Annotated in this window: 18 protein-coding genes and 1 tRNA gene; 6 read left to right on the top strand and 13 right to left on the bottom strand. The window is 67.8% G+C overall.

Annotation, left to right across the window (positions count from 1 at the left end):
- The first annotated feature begins 48 nt into the window (after positions 1–48).
- Positions 49–918 carry a UDP-2,3-diacylglucosamine diphosphatase gene (locus ACCC97_RS09515; RefSeq protein WP_413314841.1) on the top strand — a complete coding sequence of 290 codons (870 nt, stop codon included), beginning with the start codon at positions 49–51 and terminating at the stop codon, positions 916–918.
- Positions 919–927: 9 nt separating this feature from the next.
- On the opposite strand, the gene ACCC97_RS09510 is transcribed toward ACCC97_RS09515, so the two are convergent.
- A complete protein-coding gene (locus ACCC97_RS09510) occupies positions 928–1,164 on the bottom strand; it encodes a hypothetical protein (protein ID WP_413332492.1) in 237 nt (78 codons plus the stop codon).
- A 255-nt stretch (positions 1,165–1,419) separates the two neighbouring features.
- On the opposite strand from ACCC97_RS09510, the gene ACCC97_RS09505 reads away from it, so the two are divergent.
- Positions 1,420–2,532 (top strand): CaiB/BaiF CoA transferase family protein, encoded by a 1,113-nt coding sequence (locus tag ACCC97_RS09505; RefSeq protein WP_413332490.1) that lies wholly within the window; start codon positions 1,420–1,422, stop codon positions 2,530–2,532.
- Positions 2,533–2,566: 34 nt separating this feature from the next.
- Positions 2,567–3,715 carry an acyl-CoA dehydrogenase family protein gene (locus ACCC97_RS09500; protein ID WP_413332488.1) on the top strand — a complete coding sequence of 383 codons (1,149 nt, stop codon included), beginning with the start codon at positions 2,567–2,569 and terminating at the stop codon, positions 3,713–3,715.
- 9 nt (positions 3,716–3,724) lie between these two features.
- On the opposite strand, the gene ACCC97_RS09495 is transcribed toward ACCC97_RS09500, so the two are convergent.
- From ACCC97_RS09495 to ACCC97_RS09480, 4 genes are all read right to left on the bottom strand, one after another.
- The gene (locus tag ACCC97_RS09495) at positions 3,725–4,102 is read right to left on the bottom strand and encodes a hypothetical protein (protein ID WP_056595518.1); all 378 of its coding nucleotides are present in this window, start codon (positions 4,100–4,102) and stop codon (positions 3,725–3,727) included.
- 73 nt (positions 4,103–4,175) lie between these two features.
- Positions 4,176–4,964 carry an AP2 domain-containing protein gene (locus ACCC97_RS09490; protein WP_413314837.1) on the bottom strand — a complete coding sequence of 263 codons (789 nt, stop codon included), beginning with the start codon at positions 4,962–4,964 and terminating at the stop codon, positions 4,176–4,178.
- A gap of 155 nt (positions 4,965–5,119) precedes the next feature.
- The gene (locus tag ACCC97_RS09485; protein WP_413332486.1) at positions 5,120–5,926 is read right to left on the bottom strand and encodes an AP2 domain-containing protein; all 807 of its coding nucleotides are present in this window, start codon (positions 5,924–5,926) and stop codon (positions 5,120–5,122) included.
- A gap of 210 nt (positions 5,927–6,136) precedes the next feature.
- Positions 6,137–8,806, bottom strand: coding sequence for a LuxR C-terminal-related transcriptional regulator (locus ACCC97_RS09480; RefSeq protein WP_413332484.1), 2,670 nt, complete (start codon positions 8,804–8,806; stop codon positions 6,137–6,139).
- Positions 8,807–8,908: 102 nt separating this feature from the next.
- On the opposite strand from ACCC97_RS09480, the gene ACCC97_RS09475 reads away from it, so the two are divergent.
- Positions 8,909–9,691 carry an SDR family NAD(P)-dependent oxidoreductase gene (locus ACCC97_RS09475; protein ID WP_007828886.1) on the top strand — a complete coding sequence of 261 codons (783 nt, stop codon included), beginning with the start codon at positions 8,909–8,911 and terminating at the stop codon, positions 9,689–9,691.
- A 32-nt stretch (positions 9,692–9,723) separates the two neighbouring features.
- Positions 9,724–10,902 (top strand): acetyl-CoA C-acetyltransferase, encoded by a 1,179-nt coding sequence (locus ACCC97_RS09470; RefSeq protein WP_413332481.1) that lies wholly within the window; start codon positions 9,724–9,726, stop codon positions 10,900–10,902.
- 31 nt (positions 10,903–10,933) lie between these two features.
- On the opposite strand, the gene ACCC97_RS09465 is transcribed toward ACCC97_RS09470, so the two are convergent.
- From ACCC97_RS09465 to ACCC97_RS09445, 5 genes are all read right to left on the bottom strand, one after another.
- On the bottom strand, positions 10,934–11,959 hold the full coding sequence (locus ACCC97_RS09465; RefSeq protein ID WP_413332479.1) for a serine hydrolase domain-containing protein: 1,026 nt from the start codon (positions 11,957–11,959) through the stop codon (positions 10,934–10,936).
- 108 nt (positions 11,960–12,067) lie between these two features.
- Positions 12,068–12,907 carry a dienelactone hydrolase family protein gene (locus tag ACCC97_RS09460; protein ID WP_413314831.1) on the bottom strand — a complete coding sequence of 280 codons (840 nt, stop codon included), beginning with the start codon at positions 12,905–12,907 and terminating at the stop codon, positions 12,068–12,070.
- A gap of 54 nt (positions 12,908–12,961) precedes the next feature.
- Complete coding sequence (locus tag ACCC97_RS09455) at positions 12,962–13,111, bottom strand: hypothetical protein (RefSeq protein WP_413332477.1); 150 nt, start codon at positions 13,109–13,111, stop codon at positions 12,962–12,964.
- Positions 13,112–13,346: 235 nt separating this feature from the next.
- The gene (locus ACCC97_RS09450; RefSeq protein WP_007828896.1) at positions 13,347–14,141 is read right to left on the bottom strand and encodes a phosphodiesterase; all 795 of its coding nucleotides are present in this window, start codon (positions 14,139–14,141) and stop codon (positions 13,347–13,349) included.
- A gap of 57 nt (positions 14,142–14,198) precedes the next feature.
- Positions 14,199–14,870, bottom strand: coding sequence for a nitroreductase (locus ACCC97_RS09445; RefSeq protein ID WP_007828897.1), 672 nt, complete (start codon positions 14,868–14,870; stop codon positions 14,199–14,201).
- A gap of 123 nt (positions 14,871–14,993) precedes the next feature.
- Between ACCC97_RS09445 and ACCC97_RS09440 the strand changes: the two genes are divergently transcribed.
- Positions 14,994–16,634 (top strand): 3-(methylthio)propionyl-CoA ligase, encoded by a 1,641-nt coding sequence (locus tag ACCC97_RS09440; protein ID WP_413332475.1) that lies wholly within the window; start codon positions 14,994–14,996, stop codon positions 16,632–16,634.
- A 361-nt stretch (positions 16,635–16,995) separates the two neighbouring features.
- Here the strand turns inward: ACCC97_RS09440 and ACCC97_RS09435 are convergent, their stop codons facing one another.
- From ACCC97_RS09435 to ACCC97_RS09425, 3 genes are all read right to left on the bottom strand, one after another.
- Positions 16,996–17,442, bottom strand: a complete 447-nt coding sequence (locus ACCC97_RS09435; protein ID WP_413332473.1) for a hypothetical protein — start codon at positions 17,440–17,442, stop codon at positions 16,996–16,998.
- A 399-nt stretch (positions 17,443–17,841) separates the two neighbouring features.
- A tRNA-Met gene (locus ACCC97_RS09430) sits at positions 17,842–17,918 on the bottom strand.
- A gap of 54 nt (positions 17,919–17,972) precedes the next feature.
- The gene (locus ACCC97_RS09425) at positions 17,973–19,487 is read right to left on the bottom strand and encodes a VWA domain-containing protein (protein WP_413332471.1); all 1,515 of its coding nucleotides are present in this window, start codon (positions 19,485–19,487) and stop codon (positions 17,973–17,975) included.
- Between the last annotated feature and the right edge of the window lie 104 nt (positions 19,488–19,591).

The raw sequence follows: 19,591 nt of genomic DNA, 5'->3' as shown, positions 1-19,591 counted from the left end.
ACGGCAGCGCCATCATGCGGTCACGCCGCGGTGGGAGCCTACCCGTCCATGCAACGCGACGACGCTTTCCTTCGCGCATGGCGCGACACCGCGACCCGGGCCCTCGACCCGGAGGACGACGATCGCGCTCGTCCACCCCTGCAATTCCGTACCCTGTGGATCTCCGACCTGCACCTGGGCACGCCCGGCTGCCAGGCGCGTGCGCTGCTCGACTTCCTGAAGCACACCGAGTGCGAAACCCTGTTCCTGGTCGGCGACATCATCGACGGCTGGCAGCTCAAGCGGCACTGGTACTGGCCGCAGGCGCACAACGACGTGATCCAGAAGCTGCTGCGCAAGGCGCGCAAGGGCACGCGCGTGATCTTCATTCCGGGCAACCACGACGAGTTCGCGCGCAAGTACCTGCACCACAACTTCGGCGGCATCGACGTGGCCGATGAATGGATTCATGAAACCGCCGACGGTCGCAAGCTGTGGATCATCCACGGCGACCTGTTCGACGGCGTGATCCAGTGCGCCAAGTGGCTCGCCTACGTGGGCGATTCGCTCTACGAATTCACGCTCAAGCTCAACCGCCACCTCAACTCGCTGCGCGCACGCATGGGGTTGCCGTACTGGTCGCTTTCGAAGTACCTCAAGGGCAAGGTCAAGCGCGCGGTGAGCTACGTGGGCGACTTCGAAATGGCCGTGGCCCGCGAAGCCCGCAAGCGCGGCGCGCAGGGCGTGGTCTGCGGCCACATCCACCACGCCGAGATGCGCGACATCGACGGCATCCTCTACTGCAACGACGGCGACTGGGTCGAGAGCCTGACCGCGCTGGCCGAGCATGCCGACGGCACGCTGGAAATCATCGACTGGGCAAAGCACATGCCCGTGCCGGCGAAGGCCGTGCCGCAGCGCGAACCCGTCGCGACCTGAACGACGCGCTCAGCCCTTGCGGGCCGGGCCGTCCGCCGTACGGCCGAGCTGGTCGCGCCAGGTGTCGTAGTGCCTGAACATGCTCTTGCCCAGTTCGTCCATCCACAGCCACCAGGCCAGGGCGAGGTTCTCGGGCCCAGGAGGTTCCGCCGCTTCCCGCAGCGCAGGGGTCGGTGGTTCGGGCAGTTCGTAGTCGCACAGCCGTTCGACGCTGGCGTGCGAGAAGCCGGGAATGACAGAGCTCAAGGTTGCTTCCTTCGAAGGTGGCGCACTTTTTCTGTGACGCCCGGAACGACTCCCGTACGAATTGAAACATCTGCCGGCGCGGCGGGATATCGGACTATCCCGAGTAAATGAAAACAAAAGTCTGCGCTAGTGATTGGCGCGAAGCGCGGCTCATCGCGTGCGCATTCGTCGCTTCCGACGATGCCTGCGGGGCGCCTGGGCGCCAAGATGGCTCCACACGGCAGGCGTTCCACGCGGAGCCGAAGGAGACGAGGCATGGCGGGTCCACTGCAGGGGTTGCGGGTCATCGAGATGGCGGGCATCGGCCCCGGCCCGTTCTGCGCGATGCTGTTCGCCGACATGGGCGCGGAGGTGATCCGCATCGCCCGCCCGGGCACGCAGCCCGATGCGCATGACATCCTCGCGCGCGGCCGCAGCACGCTGCAGACCGACCTGCGCGCGGAAGGCGCGGCGCAATCCGTGCTCGATGCCGTCGAGAAGGCCGACGTGCTCATCGAAGGCTTCCGCCCCGGCGTCATGGAGCGGCTGGGCCTCGGCCCCGCGCCCTGCCATGCGCGCAATCCGCGCCTGGTCTACGGCCGCATGACCGGCTGGGGCCAGCACGGCCCGCTGGCGCATGCCGCGGGGCACGACATCAACTACATCGCCATCAGCGGCGCACTGCATGCCATCGGCCGCGCGGGCGAGCCGCCCGTGCCGCCGCTCAACTACGTGGGCGACTTCGGCGGCGGCGCGATGCTGCTGGCCTTCGGCATCCTCGCCGCGCTGCACGAGGCGAAGCAGTCGGGGCAAGGGCAGGTGGTCGATGCCGCCATGGCCGATGGCGCGGCGCTGCTGTCGGCCATGATGTACGGCCTCAAGTCGGCCGGCCGGTGGAGCAACCAGCGCGGCGAGAACATGCTCGACGGCGGCGCGCATTTCTACGACACCTACGCCTGCGCCGACGGCAGGTACGTGGCCGTGGGCGCCATCGAGCCGCAGTTCTACGCGCTCCTGCGCGAGCGCTGCGGCATCGCCGACGACCCCGCCTTCGACGCGCAGATGGACGCCGACCGCTGGCCGCTGCTCAAGCTGCGCATGGCCGACCTGTTCCGCACCCGCACGCGCGACGAGTGGTGCGTGCTGCTCGAGGGCAGCGACGCCTGCTTCGCGCCCGTGCTCGATTGGGACGAGGCCCCAGAACATCCGCACAACGTGGCGCGCGGCACCTTCGCCAACGTGGGCGGCGTGGTGCAGCCCGCGCCCGCGCCGCGTTTCAGCCGCACCGCGCCGGTCGTGCCTCCGGCCGCCGCGCGCGACGACGGCGAGACCGTGCTGCGCCGCTGGGGCGTGGCGGCCCACGCCATCGCACCGCTGTGCGCTTCCTGACGAAGCAAGCCGACGACAAACGAAGAAAGGCGACATGGCCATCGATTTCCGCCGCTCCTGGAGCGATGAAGACCTGGAGCTGTACCGCGACAACGTGGTGCGCTTCATCGAAACCGAAGTGCTCCCGCACGACGAGGAAGCCCGCAGGCGCGGCCACGTGGGCCACGAGGTCTGGCGCAAGGCCGGCGCGCTCGGCCTGCTGTGCGCGGACATTCCCGAGCAATACGGCGGCGCCGGCGGCGACTTTCGCCATGAAGCCGTGTTCTACGAGGAGATGTCGCGCCGCGCGCTCACCGGCATGGCCAGCTCGGTGCACAGCATCGTGGCGCACTACTTCCTCAACCACGGCACCGAGGCGCAGAAGCGCAGCTACCTGCCGCGCATGGCGCGCGGCGAGCTGGTCGGCGCCATCGCCATGACCGAACCCGGCGCAGGCTCCGACCTGCAGGGCGTGCGCACGCGCGCCGAGAAGAAGGACGGCGGCTATGTCGTCAACGGCTCCAAGACCTTCATCACCAACGGCTTCCTGGCCGGCGTGGTGCTGGTGGTGTGCAAGACCGACCCGACGCAGGGCGCCAAGGGCACCTCGATCCTCATCGTCGAGACCGAGGGTTGCAAGGGCTTCCGCGTGGGCCGCGTGCTCGACAAGATCGGCATGAAGGCGCAGGACACCTCCGAGCTCTTCTTCGACGACGTGCGCGTGGGCGCCGACGCGCTGCTCGGCGGCGTTGAGGGTCAGGGCTTCTTCCAGCTCATGAGCGACCTGCCCTATGAGCGCACCATCATCGGCCTGAGCGCGCTGGCCACCATGGAAGGCGCCTACCAGGCCACGCTGGACTACGTGCGCGATCGCAAGGCCTTCGGCAAGCCGATCGCCGAATTCCAGAACACCCGATTCAAGCTGGCCGAGATCGCCACGCAGATCAAGGTGGGCCGCGCCTTCATCGATCGCTGCGTGGAAGACCTCGTGGCCGGCAGGCTCGACACCGCCACCGCCTCGATGGCCAAGCTCTGGGGCTCGGAGGCGCAAGGCCGCGTGGTCGACGAGTGCCTGCAGCTGTTCGGCGGCTACGGCTTCATGAACGAGTACATGGTGGCGCGCATGTACGCCGACGCGCGGGTGCAGCGCATCTACGGCGGCACCAACGAGATCATGAAGGAGGTGATTTCGAGGGCGCTGTGAGCAGTGCGTTCAGGACAGCCGTCGGATCTCCGCCCGCGCAATTTCGCGGTGGTGGTACGACGGCGAGAGGCCGATGAACTGCGTGTACTTCTCGCGCGCCGCATCGGGATGGCCCGCGTCTTCCAGCTCCAGCGCTTCCAGCGTGAACTGGGTGAAGAGCCGGTTGGCATCGTTTTCGCGCGGCGAAGCGGCCAGCGACCCGGGCTGCAGCTCGGGCTGCGCGGTGTAGATCTTCCGCTGTACCTCGATCACCTCGATCAGCGCGCGGCCGATGCGCTGGATGTTCTCGTCCACGGGACCGAGATCGGTCGTCCGCACATCCGCCGCGGCCTGATCCAGCAGGTGCGAGGCCACGCGCAGCAAGCGGTGAAGCTGCTTGTATTTCATGGGCGGGCCGCTCCGTGCATGCGGCTGCCACCGGTCTTCGCCGCTTCCGCGCAGCCGTTTTCTTGCAGGACTCTCATCCGCCGGCCCGTTTCGCGCCGGAGGCCGTGCGCTGCGAGGCCGCAGTCGCCGCGGCTTCCTCGGTGCGCTGCTTGTCGGCGAGCTGGCGCTCCCGCTCGGCGATGGCCAGGCTCTTGGCCACGTCGGTGCCGTGCACCTTCACCGAGAACGCCTTGCTCACGCTGCCCTTGCCCGTGGTGTAGGTGATGGCCAGCCAGTAGCCGGGATGGTTCGGCTTGGGCGTCTTGAAGTGGACACCGCTCACGCCGCTGGTGTTGTTGCGCCGGGTGATCTCCGACTTCGAGCGCTTGGCCGTGCGCGGCCCGGGCGCATGGGCCGACAGCCCCATGCGGATCGCCTCCTCGGCCGGGTGTATGCGCGCCAGCCCCGTCATGCGCTTGAGCTGCTGCGCGCGCTCCTGGACCGCCAGCGCCTGCGCGGCGTCGCCCAACTCCGCGACGGGGAAGTCGGTGCGAAGGATTTCGTCCGGTGCGATGTAGGTCTTGGCCATCCACGCCCGCACCCGGCCGCCCGGTGCCAGGTGGTGGAACACGCCTGGCACGCCGGTGCTGTTGTTGGCGCGGCGCTTCTCGGCCCGCACGCGGCGCGCCTGTGGCGGCACGTTGCGCACGATGAAGTCGCGCCAGTCCTGCGCATGGAGCAGCGCCTGCTCCGCGCCGCCATAGCTGGCCTTGCCGAACAGCCTGTGGTGGCGAACACCGTTGCGTACGATGGAAACTTCGAAACCCCAGGGCCTGGAGTAAATGCCGTACATGGCTGCCGGATTGGGGATTCCTTTGGGCATTCTCGACGTGATGCTGCTCTCAGCGGTGCTGATTCCGATGGACTCCCCGAGTTGCCTGCCGCTCGTTGGCGCACGCATTTCGCAGCTATTTTGGCCGAAGCGCAATGACAACTCCGCGGAGGCAGTCATGCACCGAAAAATGCAGAAAAAGGGCCTCACCGCTGCGGCCTCGCCTCGACGGCGGCCTGGCCGTGCCGGCTGGCTTCCCGCCGAAGGGAAGGGGCGAGCGTGCCGGTGTCAGGCATCAGCTTCTGCTCGAGTTGGCGCTCGCGCTCCTCGATGGCCAGCAGCTTGGCCTTCTCGGGGCCGTGCTCCTTGATGGAGAAAGCCTTGCTCACGCTGCCCTTGCCCATGGTGTACGTGATGGCGAGCCAGTAGCCCGGGTGGCCGGGGTTGGGCGCCTTGAAGTGCACGCCGCTCACGCCGCTGGAATTGGTGCTGCGCTTGATCTCGGACTTCGAGCGCTTGGGCGACAGCAGCCCGGCGGGAAAGGCCGGCGGGCTCTTGCGGATCGTTTCCTCGGCCGGATGCAGCCTGGCCAGCCCGGCCATGCGTTCCAGTTGCCGTGTCCGCTCCTCGACGGCCAACTCCTGCGCGGCCTCACCCACCGCGTTCACCGGAAAGTCGGTGCGCAGGATCTCGTCGTGCCCGATGTAGGTCTTGGCGACCCAGGCCCGCACCCTGCCGTCCGGGGCGACCTGGCAGAAGACGCCGGACACGCCGGTGGTGTTGTTGATCCGCAGCTTCTCGGCCCGGGTGCGCCGCGGCACCGGCGGCACGCTGCGCACGATGCCGTCGCGCCAGTCCTGCGCCTGCAGCAGCGCCTGTTCCTCGCTGCCGTAGCTGGCGCGGCCGAACTGCTTGTAGTAGCGCGTGCCGTTGCGCACGATCGACACCTCGAAGCCCCAGGCACGGCGATAGATGCCGTACATGGCGGCAGGATTCGGGGTTCCTTTGGGCATGGTGGCTCCGGCTTTCGCCGCTCCCTTACTCGCTATCTGTTGCCTGCTGTCGCGGCAGTTGGAAGACTCTGACCTCTGGAGGAATCCTAGGGATTGGCCAATGGCCGGGGAATCACCGGAATCAGTAGTAATCGAGGGGCGCCGGAGTGAGTCATCCTGGACAAGGTTGCCGGCCCTGCAAAACGGCCGCGACGCACGGGCAGAGTCCGCCTAGCGGATCACCCCGAGCTTGCGCGCAATCGCCACCGCCTGCGTTCGGCTCTTCACATCCAGCTTCATGTTGATGTTGCGCAGGTGCGTGCGCACCGTGCTGTCCGACACGAACAGCTTTTCCGCCATCGCGTTGTTCGAGTACCCCTCGGCCAGCAACTGCAGCACGCGGATCTCCTTGCGGGTCAGCGGCTCCTTCATCGCATCGGCCGCGGGTGTTTCCACCTCGCCACTGCCGGCCGGCCCGGCCGCTTGCAGCAGCCGCTGCAGGTGATCGGCGAGTATCGGATCGCTGCTGCCGCGCGTGCCCTCCTGCATGGCCGCCGCATAACGGTGCAACAGCGTGCCCACCACCGGGCCTTCATCGAGGATCAGCCGCATGAATCCTTCCTGGCTCGCCGCCTGCAGCACCCCGCCGATCTGCTCGATCGCGGCGGCCGCGTCGCCGATGCGTTGCAGCGCCAGCGCGCGCAGCACCCTGAGCTTGAGCGCGCGCCGGTTGCGGGCCGAGGCCAGCGCCGCATGCAGCTCGGCGTCGAGCGCGCCCAGTGCCGCGCGCGCATCGCCGAAGACGATTTCCCAGCGGGCCTTTGCCAGCGCGAGGTAGTCGAGGTCGTGCGCAGGCAGGCGCTGCCGCCGCTCGCTGTCCCACAGCGCGGGGTCGTCGGCGCGCAGCAGTTCGTCGCGCGATGCGGGACCGTTGCCCTGCAGAAGCAGCATGCGCGAGCGCTCCAGCTTCGCGCCCGCCACCACGCGCGGCAGCTGCCGGTGGTGGCCCAGGTATTCGAGCTCGGTCAGCGCCTGGAACGCGGCGTCGATGTCGCCCGCATGGAACGCGAGCCGCGAGCGCATCACGTGGCTCAGGATCATGTGGTCCGGCAGGCCCACGTCGCGCGCCAGCGGCAGGTACACGTTCAGCAAATGCTCGGCCTGCACCAGCTGGTTGGTTTCGTACACGGCGCCCGCGTAGAGCACGCCCGCCCACGCATTGCCGTGGCTGTGGTTGTACGACACCGCATGCGTCGAATCGACCGCCATGCGCAGCCGCGCGGTGGCCTGCCGCAAGCGGCCTTCCTGCAGGTCGAACAGCCCGGCCAGCGACTCGGTGTACATGCGGTTGAAGGTGCTGTTGCCCTGCTCGCGCCGCGCCGCGTCGAGCAGGCGCCGCGCCTCGTGCGGGTCGCCGCGCACGGCCAGGATGTGGGCCATGGCGTTGAGCAGCACGCTGTCGGCGAAGGCCAGGCCGGTGGGCAGGCGCGCCAGGCTCTGGCGGCCGGCCTCGTAGGCCTCGTCGTGGCGGTCCTGCATCGCCAGCAGCAGGGGCACCAGCGTGTGGGCGCTTGCACGCACCTCGGCGATGGGGCTGTCGAGGCAGCCCGACTTTTCGAGCTGGCGCATCGCGTCCCACGGGCCGTGCGTGAAGCAGGTGGCCCACAGCGAGATGGGCTGCAGGAACGGATGCTCGCGCAGCTGGTGTTCGGGAATGGCGGAGAACCAGCGTGCCAGCATGCGCATGCGGCCCTGCTCCAGGAACTGCGTCGCGTAGCTGTCGAGCAGGGTCAGCGCATACGGATGGTCGCCGCCTTCGATCGCGTGGTCGATGGCGGGCACGGGGCGGTCGTGCGACTCGTACCAGCCCGAGGCCGCGAGGTGCAGGCGCTCCAGCTCGCCGGGCAGTTCGCGCGCCAGCTGCGCGCGCAGGAAGTCGGCAAACAGGCTGTGATAGCGCCACGCACCGCCGTCGCCGCTCACGGGTGTGAGGAACAGGTTCGACGCGGCCAGCCGTTCGAGGATGGCTGCACAGTCCACGCGCGGGCACAGCGCCTGGCACACCGATGCATCGAGCTGCCGCAGGATGCTGGTGCGCAGCAAGAAGTCGCGGATGTCCTTCGGCTGGTGCGCGAGCACGTCTTCGGCCAGGTAGTCGGCCACGGCGCGGTCCGAGCCCGAGAAGCGTTCGACAAAACCGGTCCCGGTGCCATGCCGCTGCAGCGCCATCGACGCGAGCCAGATCGCGGCCACCCAGCCTTCGGTCTTGCGGTGCAGCTGCGACAGCATCTCGGCCGGCAGCACCTGGGCCGCATGCAACTGGCGCAGCCCGAAGAAGGCGCTGGTCTCCTCGAGGCTGAAGCGCAGGCGGTCGGTGTCGATCTCCATCAGCTGGCCGCGCGCGCGCAGCCGCCCCAGGCCCAGGTCGGGCAGGCTGCGCGAGCCGATCACGATCTGCCCGCCGCGCGGCAGGTGCTCGACGATCTCGCGCACCACGCCCAGCACCGCCGGCTCCTGCACCCTTTCGAAGTCGTCGAGGAACAGTGTGAAAGGCGAGTCGTGCGCGGCCAGTGCGGCCACCGCATCGAAGGGCGCGTTGGCGCGCGGCTCTTCCACGCCCATGCGCTGCACGGCTTCGGCCAGGCAGTGGAGAAAGCGCGAGACGTCGTTGTCGGCGCGGTCCAGCGTGAGCCATGCCGTGGCCACGCCCTGCGCCTCCCTGCGCTCGCGGATCTGCGCCATGGCCGTCGTCTTGCCGAAGCCGGCCGGCGCCCGCACGAGCACCAGCTTCACGGCCGCCGCAGCGATCTCCTCGCCGATGGCCGTGCGCGGCACCTGCGTGGCGACGAAGGCCGGTGGGTTGAGCTTGGTTTCGAGAATCCGGGGTGTGGGGGACTGCATGCGGAGGCGAAATCCCGTCGTTTCCGACGATGTGTGCGGTCGATTCTGCTTCCTAAACTGGCGGGGGACAAACCCGCAAAGACACCTCAAGGACACCCAGAGATGCAACTCGATTCCAGCATTGGCGCCGTTGTCACCGGCGGTGCCTCGGGCCTCGGCGCCGCCACAGCGCGCCGCCTTGCCGGCCATGGCGTGAAGGTCGCGCTGTTCGACCTCAACGCCGAACAGGGCGAGGCCCTGGCGAAGGAACTGGGCGGCGTGTTCTGCAAGGTCGACGTCACCTCCGAAGAGCAGGTCGATGCAGCGTTCGCCAGGGCGCGCGCGGCGCATGGCCAGGAGCGCGTGCTCGTCAACTGCGCCGGCACCGGCAATGCGGTGAAGACCGCGAGCCGCGACAAGACGACGGGCGAGATCAAGCACTTTCCGCTCGCGAACTTCGACCGCATCATTCAGATCAACCTCGTCGGCACCTTTCGCTGCATCGCCAAGTCGGCGGCCGGCATGCTCACGCTCGACATGCTGGAAGACGGCGAGCGCGGTGCCATCGTCAACACCGCCTCGGTGGCTGCGCAGGACGGGCAGATGGGACAGGCCGCCTACACCGCATCGAAGGCCGGCATCGTCGGCATGACGCTGCCCATCGCGCGCGACTTGATGGGCGAGGGCATCCGCGTGAACACCATCCTGCCGGGCATCTTCGACACGCCGCTGCTGCAGGGCGCACCCGACAACGTGAAGGCCGCGCTGGCGGCATCGGTGCCGTTCCCCAAGCGGCTGGGCAAGCCGGCGGAGTACGCCACGCTGGCGGAGCTGATGATCACCAACGGCTATTTCAACGGCGAGAGCGTGCGGCTCGATGGGGCCATTCGCATGGCGCCGCGCTGACCCGAACCAGCTTGCGAACACAGGAGAACCCCATGCCCGAAGCATTCATCGTCGCCGCCGCGCGCACCGCCGGAGGCCGGCGCAACGGCCGCCTTGCCGGCTGGCACCCGGCCGACCTCGCCGCGCAGGTGCTCGACGCCCTGGTGGCGCGCACCGGTGCCGACCCCGCGCTGGTCGAGGACGTCATCATGGGCTGCGTCGGCCAGGCCGGCGAGCAGGCATCGAACGTCGCGCGCAACGCGGTGCTGGCCTCGCGTCTGCCCGAGTCGGTGCCGGCCACCTCGGTCGACCGGCAGTGCGGCTCGTCGCAGCAGGCGCTGCATTTCGCGGCGCAGGCCGTGATGTCGGGCAGCATGGACATCGTCATCGCCGCCGGCGTGGAAAGCATGACGCGCGTGCCGATGGGCCTGCCCACCACGCTGCCGCTGAAGAACGGCCTGGGCTTCTACATGAGCCCTTCGATGCAGAAGCGCTACCCCGACGTCCAGTTCAGCCAGTTCACCGGCGCCGAGATGATCGCCAGGAACTACGGCATCGAGAAAGACGAGCTCGACCGCTATGCTCTCGAAAGCCACCGGCGCGCCATCGCCGCCACCCGGGCCGGCCACTTCGAGCGCGAGATCGTGCCCGTGGCGGTGCGCATGGCCGACGGTTCCGAAACCGGCGAGCAGCACACCACCGACGAAGGCATCCGCTACGACGCCACGCTGGAGAGCATCGCGGCCGTCAAGCTCATCGCCGAAGGCGGGCGCTGCACGGCGGCCACCGCCAGCCAGATCTGCGATGGCGCGAGCGGCCTGATGGTGGTGAACGAGCGCGGCCTGAAGACGCTGGGCGTGGAGCCGCTGGCGCGCGTGCACCACATGAGCGTGATGGGCCACGACCCGGTCATCATGCTGGAGGCGCCGCTGCCCGCCACGCAGCGCGCGCTGAAGAAGGCGGGCATGAAGATCGACGACATCGATCTCTACGAGGTAAACGAGGCCTTCGCGCCGGTACCGCTGGCCTGGCTGCAGGTGCTGGACGCCGACCCGGCCCGGCTGAACGTGAACGGCGGCGCGATCGCGCTGGGCCATCCGCTCGGCGCGTCGGGCACCAAGCTGATGACCACGCTGGTCCATGCGCTGGGCCAGCGCGGCAAGCGCTATGGCCTGCAGACGATGTGCGAAGGCGGCGGGATGGCCAATGTGACCATCGTCGAGCGGTTGTGAACCTGGGGCGAGCGCATCGCCTGGCAGCCATTCATTCGGACACGCATGCGTTGAGCCATCGAATGGCGGGATGCGCGCCGGGCAGGGCGCATGCCGCGGCCTCGCGCATCAACCGCAGCCCCTTGTTGCTGTTGGCGAGCAGTACGACGGCCGACTGCTCTGCCATGCTGCCCATGGCGAACGCACGGGTGCCATCCATCTTCCCCCATTGGAAGAAGGTGCCGTGGTTCGGCTCCAGCCCCCAGCCGAGGCCCCAACCTACCTCGGGATCCAGTTCGGTTTCCGTGGGCTGGCCGCGCAGGCGCTCCGCGCTCTCCTTGGGTACATGCGCATGGCAGGTCAGCCATGCGCAGTGGGTGGCTTCCTTCAGCCGCTCGCCGCGCAGCACTGCGCCGAGAAAGGCGCCGTAGTCTGCCGCCGTCGTGTGCAGCGAAAAAGAGGCGCTGGCTGGGTAGCGCGGCACGTCCACGGGTGCTTCGCCTTCGTGCGGGGCAGCGAGGTTGTCCTGGAAGCTGGCCGACTGTTCGAGGCTCGACGACTGCATGCCCAGCGGATCGAACACCAGTTGCCGCATCGTTGCCTCGAGCGGCTCACCAGTGATCGCCGTCATGACGGATTGAAGGTAGTTGAAGCCGACGCTGGAATAGCTGAACCACTCGCCGGGCCGGAAGTGGACTTGCAGCGGCTGGTTCTTCGCTCTCAGGTTGGGCAGGCCGCAGGTGTGCGTCAGCAGATGACGCGCGGTAATAGCCGCGAATGCAGCATCGCCGGGCAGCACCGTCGGAACGAAGTGCGCCAGCGATCCGTCTAGCGTCAGTTCGCCGGCGTCCACCAGCTGCAGTGCGGCGTAGGCCACGATCGGCTTGGTGAGCGACGCGGCCTGGAACACGGTCTGAATGTTGACGGGTGCGTTGTCGATCGTGTTCCTGACCCCGAGGGCGGCCAGCGCGTCTACTTTTCCGTGGCGCAGCACGGCCATCGACACGCCCGGGATGCCTGCGGTTTCCATTAGGGGCTGCAGCCGGCCTTCGAGTGTTGTCGAAGTGATGGAATTCATTCGCGGTTCCGTTCGCATGCCGCATGCGGCTCTGACTAGATGGCATTGACAGCTTTGGCCAGCACCCGATCGTCATGACCGGGTTCCGCGGTGATCCGGGTGCTGCGATCACTTCGCAAGATACGCCTCGACCGCCGGGCCCCACAGCCCTTGCTGCACGATCAGCATGTGCCCGTTCGTGCCGGGCTCCAGCGCATAGGTCTCGAAGGTGCCCTTGCCGCCAGCTGCCGTGAAGGCTTCGAAATTCTTCCGGCTGTGCGCCATCGCATAGAAGCTGTCTTTCTCGCCGTACAGCCAGAGCGTGGGACGGGGAAAGGCGGCGCCGCGCGTGAAGCTCACGGGGTTGATCGCATCCGCGGTGCCATCGGGGCACTGGTCGCTCATCCAGCCGCCGACGAAATTGATGGCGCCCTGGAACACGCCGGGTCGCGTGCCGGCATAGGCGATCGCGAGGATGCCGCCGCGCGAGTGGCCGGCGATCTCCATGCGCTTCGTGTCCACGTCGGGGTTCTTCTGCAGCGATGAGACGGCGGCGTCGACATCGGCAAGCGCGTGGTCGAAGCCGGCCAGCGACAGGGCCGGGTCGCAACTGTAGTGCTCGCGCTTGGGGGTGAAGCCTTCGTCATACAGCCCGTCCGACTGGCCACGTCCGCGCCGCTGTGGAAACGCCACAAGCCAGCCTCGCTGCGTGAACCACTTGGCGAGGCGCTCGGGCGCCCAGGTGTCCTTGAACAGCGCCGGCTTGTTGCCCATGCCCGTGGAGCCGTGGTTGAACACCACTGTAGGAAAGGGCCCTGCGCCTTCGGGCTTGTAGATCACCATCTCCAGCGTGACGGGCGCACCGCCTTCAATGAAGGGCGTGGGCACGCGAACCGTGCTGCGCTCCTGTGCCCAGCAGGATGCCGCGGCGAAGGCGAGCGAGGCGGCAAGGAGAATGAGCTTTTTCATTGGCGTGCACGTCCCTGGTGTTTCGCCGCATTCTGCCCGTGCCGCCTGAAGCCTCTATGCCGATGGCCGCGCCGCCTCCTTCGCGCCCCATCGAGCCACACCACTCGCCAGCACGATCCCCGGCACCACCAACGCCAAAGCCAGCAGCACCGCACCGGTGACCGGCTCGTTCATGCAGGCCGCCGCGCCCAGTGTGGTCAGCAACGGCACCAGCGCCGCCGATAGCGAGGCGCGTGGCCAGCCATGTGCCGTCGCCCGAGCGTACGTCGAGCACGGTGCGGCCTGCCGGGAAAATGATGCGTCGCGATTCCAGGGTGTAGGGCGCGCTCCAGTCAGGTCCCTGCTGCGCATGCGAACGCACGTGCTCGACCGTGAATTCGTGTCCGGTGTAGAGGAGGGTGCGTTCCTGGGGCATGGCGGGATTTTGCGCGCCGAGCCATCACGCAAACGGAAACGGTCCGTCCATCGTCCCGATGTGGCTCACATGGCTCACCATGCCGTGCGCTTCGCTCCACAGATGCAGCATGCAGCCCGGTCGGCCCATGTACGAGGCAGGCGCCGCGCTGGCGTCCAGCTGCAGCGCGATCTCCGTCGTGCTGCTCGGGCACGAACACACGACCGTACCCGCCCAGCGCCGCAGCATGGTGCGGTGCACGTGGCCGCACAGCACCAGCTCGATGTTGTCGACGCTGCGCACGATGGCTTCGAGCGGCGCCGTGTCCATGCAGCGGTACGCGTCCATGTAGGGAATGCCGCTCACGAAAGGCGGGTGATGGAGCATCAGCAGCGTCGGCTTGATGCGGTTGGCTTCGAGCGTGCGGCGCAGCCACGCCAGGCCCCGCGCATCGACATTGCCATGGTGAAGCCCGGGAACGCATGAATCCAGCGCCACGATGCGCACGGGATGGTCGTCAATGCAGTAGTGCAGCGCGCCTTCGGACGGCAGGTAGGCATGGTCCGCGAAGGCTGCACGAAAGTTCTCGTGGTGGTCGTGGTTGCCGGGGATCACGAGATACGGAATCGACAGCTTCGCGAGCAGGCGCCGCACCTGCGCGTATTCCTCGGGCCGGCCTTCGTCGACGAGATCGCCTGTCAGCAATATCAGGTCGGGCCGGCGATCGAGCGCGTGCAGGTGGTCGATGGCTTCCTCGAACATGCGGTTCGAATCGGCCACGCCCTGGTAGAGCTGGCCGGCGGGGCGGACGTGGGGGTCGGAGATCTGTGCGATGAGCATGCGGCGCCTTGCTTGCGGATGCCACATCATCAAGCACGATCCGCTCCCCCCGCGGATTCAGATACCGACGAACTCCGCCACGTCGGCCAGCGGCGCGCGTTCGGTCACCAGCGCATCGAGCGGCCGGCTGCGGTCCGCGTAGCCGATGGCCATGCCCGTGAACAGCATGCGTTCGGGCGGCAGCGCGATGAAGCGGCCCACGGTCTGCGGGTAGATCGCCCAGCATTCCTGCGGGCAGCTGTCGAGCCCTTCGCCGCGCAGCAGCAGCATCACGTTCTGCAGCATCATTCCCAGGTCCGACCACTGCGGCGGGCCCATGCGGCGGTCGACGCTGCAGAACAGCGCGAGCGGCGCGCCGAACAACTGGTAGTTGCGTGCAAACCATTCGCGGCGCGCGGCCTTGTCCTCGCGCGGAATGCCCAGGCGCGCATACATCGCCTCGCCCACGGCGAAGCGGCGGTCGCGGTAGGGCGCGACAAGCTCGCGCGGGTAGATGTCGTACTCGCTGCCTTCGCCGGCAGGTGCTTCCTGCACGCGCGTGCGCATGATCGCCTTGAGTTCGGCAAGCCTCTCGCCGCCCACCACGTGCAGGTGCCAGGGTTGCAGGTTGCCGCCCGAGGGCGCGCGCAGCGCCTGTTCGACAACGCGGCGGATGACGTCGCCGGGCACCGGCGTATCGAGAAAATCGCGCACCGAGCGACGGGTGGCGATGGCGTCCTGAACGTTCATGCAATGGTCCTCTTGAGGGAGATGCTAGGGGCAACCTTCGCGGGTCCTCAATCGTCCGTTTCGACGATGCGTCGCGGCAAGGCGCCTGCCTAGCATCGCCCCAGCGTACAGGAGACAAGACCCATGTTCGGATTGATGCAAGACCGCCCGCTGCTGATCTCGTCGCTCATCGACTACGCAGCCACCTTTCATCCGAAAGCCGAAGTCGTCGGCCGCACCGTGGAGGGGCCGGTGCACCGCACCAACTACGCGGAGATACAGCGCCGTGCCAAGCAGGTGGCCAATGCGATGACGGTGCTGGGCATCGAACCGGGCGACCGCGTCGGCACGCTCGCGTGGAACACATGGCGCCACCTCGCGCTGTACTTCGGCGTGTCGGGTTCGGGCGCGGTGCTGCACACGGTGAATCCGCGGCTCTTTCCCGAGCAGGTCGACTACATCGTCAACCATGCCGAAGACAAGGTGCTGTTCTTCGACACCACCTTCGCGCCGCTGGTCGAAAAGCTCGCGCCGGCGCTGAAGTCGGTGCGCGCCTTCATCGCGATGACCGACCGCGCGCACATGCCGGCCATCGACGTGCCCAACCTGCTGTGCTTCGACGAGCTCGTGGGCTCGCAGAGCGAGCAGTACGAGTGGCCCGAATTCGACGAGCGCACCGCCTCGTCGCTTTGCTACACCTCGGGCACCACGGGCAATCCGAAGGGCGTGCTGTATTCGCATCGCTCCACCGTGCTGCACTCGCTGATGGAGTGCGCGCCCGACACCTTCGGCGTCAACTCGCAGATGACGCTGCTGCTCGCAGTGCCGATGTTCCACGCCAACGCATGGGGCATGCCTTATGCGGCGGCGATGACCGGCATGAAGCTGGTCATGCCCGGCCCGCACATGGACGGCCAGAGCCTGTACGAGCTGATGCGCGACGAGAAGGTCGGCTTCTCGCAGGCCGTGCCCACCATCTGGCTCATGCTGTTCCAGTACTTCGACGCCCACCCTGAAATCGACACCCGCGCCATCGGCCTGAAGCGCATCGGCGTGGGTGGCGCGGCCACGCCGCGCAGCATGATCGAGCGCTTCGAGCGCGACTTCGGCGCCGACTTCGTGCAGGGCTGGGGCATGACCGAGACCAGCCCCATCGGCGTGATCGGCAACCTGCTGCCCAAGCACCTGTCGATGCCGAAGGAAGAGCAGACGCGCGTGAAAATGCGCCAGGGCCGAGGCGTGTGGGGCGTGGAGCTGAAGATCGTCGGCGAGGACGGCCAGCGTCTGCCGCACGACGGCAAGGCCTTCGGCCACCTGCACGTGCGCGGCCCGTGGATCGCGAGCGGTTACTTCAAGGGCGAGGGCGGCCCGGTGCTCGATGCCGAAGGTTTCTTCCCGACCGGCGACGTCGCCAACATCGACGAGGACGGCTACGTGCAGCTGGTCGATCGCGCGAAGGACGTCATCAAGTCGGGCGGCGAATGGATCTCTTCCATCGAGCTCGAGAACGCCGCGAGCACACACCCGGCCGTGGCCGAGGCGGCGGTGATTGGCATCGCGCACCCGAAGTGGCAGGAGCGACCGCTGCTCATCGTGGTCAGGCGCGCGGGTGTCGAAGTCACTCGCGAGGAACTGCTTACTTTCCTCGCGGAGCGCGTCGTGAAGTGGTGGCTACCGGATGACGTGGCTTTCGTCGACAGCCTGCCGCATACAGCCACCGGCAAGCTGCTGAAGACAAGGCTGCGCGAACAGTTCAAGGGCTACGTCGCGACGACATCTCTTTGACAGTTCGATGACTTGTTCGGGTTTTCTGTGGACAACTCTGTGAGTTGTGGGTGGAGGCGAAGAGGCGAAGCGAGAGCTGGCGTGGGTTCCCATCACGTTGCCTGTTGAATAGGCATCGCGCTGGCGGGGAAGGGGAAAGGGCGTGGATGTATGCAAAGAGAGACGGGCATGCGAGGGGCGATGCGCGCGGCGTTAGGCATTTCGTACTGATTCGACGAGGAGGGCTCGCGCCACCGCCTTCGATTGACAGCGGATGCCACTCACCGGACATCGCTTCGGCGGCTCCTGAGCGCTTCGCTTGGGATGCTGCGCGCCGGCATCGAAGGCTGATGCGGCCCTGCGTATTCCCGATGCCGCGAAATTACTTGGTGCCCCGCGCAAGCTGCGCCCGCCCGAACGGCGTGATGCGCCGGATCACCGCCAGCTCCTGCGGCTCGCTGCTGCTCTTCCACGCCAGCGCGGGGCTGATCGCCGCATCGACGAACCCGGCCTGCTTCAGGGCCTCGATGCAGTTGATCTCCTGCGGGTCCTGCACGCGAAGCGGGAATGTCGATCGTTCGATCGTGCGCAGGTAGTCCAGGGGCTCCGGGCCTGTTCTTGCGGACTTCGGTGCGGCCCCGACCCTGCCGCGGCCGCGCAGGTTGCCGATCTCGGCATGCCCCTCGTCGGTGATGCAGACCACCAGCGCCGCCTGCGCCAGCCTGTAGCTGCCCCCGGTGTCGAAAGCCGGGTCGATGGAGGCCTCGATGAGGCCGGTCGCTTTCAGGACGGAAACGCGTCGCACGTCCTGCGCGTCGGTCACATGCATCGGCAGGCGAGCATGCTCCAGCTGGAGAAGGTAACTGAGTGGCACCGAAGACCCCCTGTCTACGTCCCCTCTGCTATCGATGCCGCGTCATGCCGCCCAGCCGAACAGGGACCGCAAGAACTTCCCATGATTCCTGGACAACTCAGGCGCCCCCGAACACACCACCCCCTCCGGAAGGGAGGTGGCCGAGAAGGGTGTGATTGTGAATATTTATTCTTTCCGGCGATTCTTGTGGACCGCCCGGGCGGGCGCCATCACCGAAACTGGGTATGCCCATTGGCCAGATGGCGGGCGTATCCGGGGAGGGCCCGCGCCGGCGCTGCCGGGCTGGAGAATCAGGCGCGCCCACAAGGAAAAAAGCCTTGCAAGTCGTTGACTTGCAAGGCTTTTTCGTTTTGTTGGTGGCTCTTCACGGACTCGAACCGCGGACCTGTGGATTATGATTCCATCGCTCTAACCGACTGAGCTAAAGAGCCGTCAGTGCAGTTTTGCACCGAGCCCAAAATTATAGCCCAGGCTGAGGGCCCAGTTCAACTACCCGCCGGCAACTTGCCCAATTCTTCGGAAACGAGCCTCACGATCAGCTTGTCCAGCGTCTGCACCGAGTAGTTGCCGACGTCGTGCACGGTCTGCGTTCCGGGGCCGCTGGCCGGGTTCGCCGCCTCCTTGTAGGTGAGGAACACGAAGCGCCCGCCGGTGTACTGCGCGATCTGGCGCTGGATGTATTCGCCCTGCCGGTCGAGCCCCGAGGCGCCCACGCTGAACACCTTGATGCCCTTGCCCAGCGCGGCGACCATGTCGTCGTCGTACTGAGGGCCGCCGTAGTCGAGGTGCGGCGGCGCATCGGCCAGCAGCACCACGAGGCGGGTGGTGCCGTTGCCGCGCCAACTCAGCTTGTGGACCGTTTCGTTCAGGGCCTCGTTCATCGCCTCGGGGTAGTCGCCGCCGCCCGCGGCGCGCAGGGCGTCGAGCACGCCCTGGAAGGCGTTCAGGTCATTGGTGAAGTCATGGCGGCGCACCAGGAAGTCGTCGGTGCGGTCGCGGTACGCCACCAGGCCGAAGCAGGTGTCGGGGCGGCTCGGCAGCCTGGCCACCTGGTCGGCGATGGTGCGCAGGGTGGTCTTCAGCTTGGCGATCTCGTCGTCCATCGAACCAGTGGCGTCGATCAGGAAGACCAGGTCGAGCCGGGCGCGCGCGGGTGCGGCGCCCGGCTTGCCTGGGAGCACGACGTCGACGGCATTCTTCTGGCCGCGCTGCAAGAAGGCGGTGCTCTGGCGGCCGTTCTTGCGCACGGTCACCTCGTACACCTCGCTGCGGGCCTTGTCGAAGGCGTTCGGGTGCAGCCACGCGCGCCCGCCCGCGTCGGTGCGCGCCCACATGGCGGCGCCGTTCGCGGCCTGCACGGCCACTTCGGCATCGGGCACGACGGCGCCGCGCGCATCGCGCACCTGGAGCAGGTAGCGCGCGCTGATGTCGCGTTCACGGTGGGCGACCTGGGTGCGGCCGCGGAAGGCGAGGTATTCGCCGAAGTCGGCGTTGTCGTCGACCATGCCGGCGGTGACGGGCTCGCTGGCCGGGCGCGGTGCTTGCGCCGGCGGCTGGACGGCGATGCGGGGAGCGGCGGATGCGGCGGGAGAGGGCATCGCCATCGCCGCGGGCGGGGCCTCGGCGATCGGCGCGGGAGAGGCGGCCAATGCGCCCGCGACTTCTGCGCGCGACGGCTTGCGCAGCGCATCCGGCGGCGTGGCCGCGTCGGCGAGCGCGCGTCTTTCCCGCAGGGCGTGCCCTTCGAACTGGGCGTTGCGCTGCAAGCCCGGCGTCTCGTGCGTCTGGATCGGCCGGGCGCAGCTGGTGGCCGATGGCGCCTCGAAATTCGGCACGGCAAGCGTTGCCTGCGTGCGGCTGTCGGGCGCGGGCGTCGGCCATCTGACAGGGCCGTCGGCCATGGCCGAGGGCTCGGTGGCGCCGCAGGCCGTCAGGAGCAGTTGGGCGCACAGCAGCACGACGAGCGGCCGGCGGAAGCGGGGAGCGAAGGCGTGGATCATGGAAGGACTCCGGGTGGTTGGGTGCAGGCTGATACGGCGGGCCGCCGCCAACGGGGTTGAGCCCCGCCGCTTTTTTTGCCACCCTGAACCCCGATGCCTTCCGC

This window comes from Variovorax sp. Varisp85 (assembly GCF_047304045.1).
Classification (GTDB): Bacteria; Pseudomonadota; Gammaproteobacteria; order Burkholderiales; family Burkholderiaceae_C; genus Variovorax.
Note: the sequence above shows the minus strand (reverse complement) of the source record. Positions and strands in the feature narration are given on the sequence as shown.

What these genes read in the sequence shown, in the direction of transcription:
- ACCC97_RS09495 (WP_056595518.1), bottom strand. Translation starts at nt 4,102, where the DNA reads ATGAAATACAAGCAGCTTCACCGCTTGCTGCGCGTGGCCTCGCACCTG.
- ACCC97_RS09490 (WP_413314837.1), bottom strand. Translation starts at nt 4,964, where the DNA reads ATGCCCAAAGGAATCCCCAATCCGGCAGCCATGTACGGCATTTACTCC.
- ACCC97_RS09515 (WP_413314841.1), top strand. Translation starts at nt 49, where the DNA reads ATGCAACGCGACGACGCTTTCCTTCGCGCATGGCGCGACACCGCGACC.
- ACCC97_RS09505 (WP_413332490.1), top strand. Translation starts at nt 1,420, where the DNA reads ATGGCGGGTCCACTGCAGGGGTTGCGGGTCATCGAGATGGCGGGCATC.
- ACCC97_RS09480 (WP_413332484.1), bottom strand. Translation starts at nt 8,806, where the DNA reads ATGCAGTCCCCCACACCCCGGATTCTCGAAACCAAGCTCAACCCACCG.
- ACCC97_RS09470 (WP_413332481.1), top strand. Translation starts at nt 9,724, where the DNA reads ATGCCCGAAGCATTCATCGTCGCCGCCGCGCGCACCGCCGGAGGCCGG.
- ACCC97_RS09500 (WP_413332488.1), top strand. Translation starts at nt 2,567, where the DNA reads ATGGCCATCGATTTCCGCCGCTCCTGGAGCGATGAAGACCTGGAGCTG.
- ACCC97_RS09485 (WP_413332486.1), bottom strand. Translation starts at nt 5,926, where the DNA reads ATGCCCAAAGGAACCCCGAATCCTGCCGCCATGTACGGCATCTATCGC.
- ACCC97_RS09435 (WP_413332473.1), bottom strand. Translation starts at nt 17,442, where the DNA reads ATGCATGTGACCGACGCGCAGGACGTGCGACGCGTTTCCGTCCTGAAA.
- ACCC97_RS09425 (WP_413332471.1), bottom strand. Translation starts at nt 19,487, where the DNA reads ATGATCCACGCCTTCGCTCCCCGCTTCCGCCGGCCGCTCGTCGTGCTG.
- ACCC97_RS09475 (WP_007828886.1), top strand. Translation starts at nt 8,909, where the DNA reads ATGCAACTCGATTCCAGCATTGGCGCCGTTGTCACCGGCGGTGCCTCG.
- ACCC97_RS09440 (WP_413332475.1), top strand. Translation starts at nt 14,994, where the DNA reads ATGTTCGGATTGATGCAAGACCGCCCGCTGCTGATCTCGTCGCTCATC.
- ACCC97_RS09465 (WP_413332479.1), bottom strand. Translation starts at nt 11,959, where the DNA reads ATGAATTCCATCACTTCGACAACACTCGAAGGCCGGCTGCAGCCCCTA.
- ACCC97_RS09450 (WP_007828896.1), bottom strand. Translation starts at nt 14,141, where the DNA reads ATGCTCATCGCACAGATCTCCGACCCCCACGTCCGCCCCGCCGGCCAG.
- ACCC97_RS09445 (WP_007828897.1), bottom strand. Translation starts at nt 14,870, where the DNA reads ATGAACGTTCAGGACGCCATCGCCACCCGTCGCTCGGTGCGCGATTTT.
- ACCC97_RS09460 (WP_413314831.1), bottom strand. Translation starts at nt 12,907, where the DNA reads ATGAAAAAGCTCATTCTCCTTGCCGCCTCGCTCGCCTTCGCCGCGGCA.